The sequence below is a fragment of the Myxococcus xanthus genome (assembly GCF_013116825.1).
GTDB lineage: Bacteria > Myxococcota > Myxococcia > Myxococcales > Myxococcaceae > Myxococcus > Myxococcus xanthus_B.
Genome location: NZ_JABFNS010000278.1, coordinates 1 through 1,873 on the forward strand (window position 1 = coordinate 1; position 1,873 = coordinate 1,873).

The 1,873-nt window shown below is 73.5% G+C and carries 1 protein-coding gene and 1 pseudogene; both read right to left on the minus strand.

Annotation, left to right across the window (positions count from 1 at the left end; genetic code table 11):
- A partial coding sequence (locus HNV26_RS37250) for a serine/threonine-protein kinase (protein WP_171453033.1) occupies nt 1–1,557 on the minus strand: 1,557 nt, incomplete at its 3' end.
- A gap of 132 nt (nt 1,558–1,689) precedes the next feature.
- A pseudogene (locus HNV26_RS37255) lies at nt 1,690–1,873 on the minus strand (hypothetical protein); the annotation flags it as partial.

Here is a 1,873-nt window from a genome sequence, read left to right on the forward strand (position 1 = left end):
GGCAGCCTTCAGGGGGCGGGGCGGCGCGACGCGGGTGTCCTCGGCGCGCGGGGCCGGCGGCGGACGCTCCACGCTGTCCGGCGGCGCCGGTACGAGGGCGGCGACGACCAGGGGCTGAAGTGGCACTTCCTCCACGGGCGCCTGCTCTGGCTCGGCGGGAGGCGGGGTGACCGCGGCGGCCTGCTCTTGCGCCGCGGCTTGCCGCGGGGTGACTGCAGCGGCCTGCTCTGGCGCCGCGGCTTGCCGCGGCGTGATGGACGGCGGCACGAGCGCGGTGGCCTTCGCGCCGCGGATGACGACCGCGGCGGCGCCCGCGAGCAGCAGCACGGCGAAGCCCACGGCACCCACCAGCGGCAGGTGCTTGCGCAGCGGACCGCGGACGCCCGCGGCGCGCAGCTCCTGCGAGGTCAGCTCGGTGTTCAGCTCCGGGGGCACCGGCACCGGCGTGGTAGGACGGCGCGAGTCCGCTTCCGCCACCGCGGCGGCCTTCTCGAAGCCGGGCGCGAGCGCGCTGGGGTTGGAGCGCGTGGAGGCCCGCAGGGTGCGGCGCAGCTTGTGGAGCTGCTGCCGCAGCGCGTCCGCGGAGTTGGGGCGCGTCTCCGGGTCCTTGGTGAGCATCTGCAAGATGAAGGCGTCCAGCGCGGGCGGCAAATCGGAGACGAACTCCGACGGGCGAGGCGGCCGCGCCTCCACATGCTTCATCAGCAGGTCCACGGGCGAGCTGCCCACGAAGGGCAGGCGGCCGGTGACGATTTCGAAGGTGACGACACCCAGGGCGTAGAGGTCCGTCATCGGCCCCACTTCCTGGCCGCGCGCCTGCTCCGGCGCCATGTACTCCGGCGTGCCCACCACCATGTCCGTGCGCGTCTGCGCGGTGCGGCCGGTGGGGCCCTGGCCTCGCTTGGCGAGCCCGAAGTCCAGCACCTTCACGTAGCGCGAGCCGTCCGGCTGCTGCACCAGGAAGATGTTGCTCGGCTTGAGGTCGCGGTGCACCACGCCCGCGCCGTGCGCGGCGGCCAGCGCGGCCAGCACCTCGTCGAGCAGCGCCAGCGCCTCCTGCACCGGAAGCCGGTTCTTCTCCGTCAGCACCGCGTCGAGCGCCTGGCCCTCCAGGTACTCCATGACGATGTACTGCCGGCCGTCCGGCACCTGGCCGAAGCCGAAGATGTCGATGATGCCCCGGTGACGGATGGCGTTGACGGCGCGGGCCTCCGCCAGCAGCCGCTCCACCTGCTCGGTGGAGTGGGCCAGCTCCGGACGCAGCACCTTCACCGCCACGCGCTTGCCGATGAGCGGCTGGATGCCCTCGTACACCAGCCCCATGCCGCCCACGCCGATGCGCGAGCGCAGCTCGTACTCGCCCAGCTTCAAGCCGATGAGCGGGTCCCTCTGCACGGCCGCGGGCGGGGGAGGCTCTGAGGCCTGCACCACCACGTTCGGCTCCTCGCGCGGGGGCACGTCGAACGACGACAGCACCACCGTCCCATCGCGTGGGCACACGGTGGTGTCGGCAGGTACGGCCAGGCCGCAGGTATCGCAGATCAACTCGGAAGCCATCTCAAACCGGCAAGCAGCGTAGCAGGAGGACCCGGGTGGGGCGATGTGCTCCAGCCCGGAGTGCCTGGCGGGCGGTCAGGCGCAGCACGCAAGCGCTCTCCGGGCAGGCACCCCAACGTCGGACAACGGACGCTACGGGTTGGCACTGGCGCAGTTGAAGTCCCGCAGTCGCTCGCCCGTGCTCCCTTCGAGCCCAGGGCCGGCGCCGCCCGGACCGCCCGGACCAACCTGGAAGGTGACGCCGCCGTCCGTGTAGCCGACCGTCGCGCCCGGGCCACACCACACGCCCACCGAGGGCCCACCGCCACCGCCGCCC